Origin of the sequence: Blautia sp. CAG:237 (genome assembly GCF_000436615.1) — a bacterium.
GTDB lineage: Bacteria > Bacillota > Clostridia > Lachnospirales > Lachnospiraceae > Blautia_A > Blautia_A intestinihominis.
Window position 1 is genome coordinate 1 of sequence record NZ_FR886646.1, and the last position, 729, is coordinate 729.

1 protein-coding gene and 1 pseudogene are annotated in these 729 nt (G+C 40.3%); both read left to right on the forward strand.

The genetic code is table 11. From position 1 onward, the window contains the following. Positions 1-150, forward strand: a pseudogene (locus QZL69_RS13890) (NADH peroxidase); the annotation flags it as partial. A gap of 36 nt (positions 151-186) precedes the next feature. Next, positions 187-573: a Fur family transcriptional regulator gene (locus QZL69_RS00085; protein WP_022213198.1), complete on the forward strand. Its 387-nt coding sequence runs from the start codon at positions 187-189 to the stop codon at positions 571-573. Positions 574-729 lie beyond the last annotated feature (156 nt).

The following is a 729-nucleotide window of genomic DNA, read 5'->3' on the forward strand; positions in this document are numbered from 1 at the left end:
GGTGCTACTGCTGGTAAATTCGACCTGGCTAAACGTGCCAAAGCTGCTAACCTTGATGCGATCCATGACACAGTACATGAGATGGCTCGCGATGAAGCTAGACACGGCAAAGCATTCGCTGGATTACTGAAAAGATACTTCGGAGAATAATTTAAGGAACTGATTTACAGAAAGGAAACGCGATATATGGCTACATTGAAATACAGTCGTCAGCGAGAATCGATCAAAGAATTTCTCATGACCCGTAAGGATCACCCCACCGCAGATGTTGTTTATGAAAATATGAAAAAAATCTACCCCAACATCAGTCTGGGAACCGTATATCGTAACCTTTCTCTGTTATCTGAGATCGGTGAGATCCAGAAACTGTCCAACTTCGGCGGTGCAGATCATTTCGATGGTTGTGTTGAACCACACTGTCACTTCATGTGTACAACTTGTGGAGATGTCCTGGATCTGGAAACAGAGGGTATGGACGATCTGATAGAGAAAGCCGGTCGAAACTTTTCCGGCAAGATCACAGCATGCGATATACGATTTTTCGGAACTTGCCCGAAATGTATGAACAAATAATGTATTTTCAGACATTTGCTTGACTTTGAGCATTCAATGTGATAGATTGAAACTACAGTTATTGAGAATTATTACTATTATTAAACAGAACTAACTTAATTAAGAAAAGGAGATCAAAATTATGGCAAAATGGGTATGTAATGTATGTGGATATGT

Bases quoted from the DNA above. Each gene is read 5' to 3' on its own strand.
- QZL69_RS00085 (WP_022213198.1), top strand. From the start codon at position 187: ATGGCTACATTGAAATACAGTCGTCAGCGAGAATCGATCAAAGAATTT.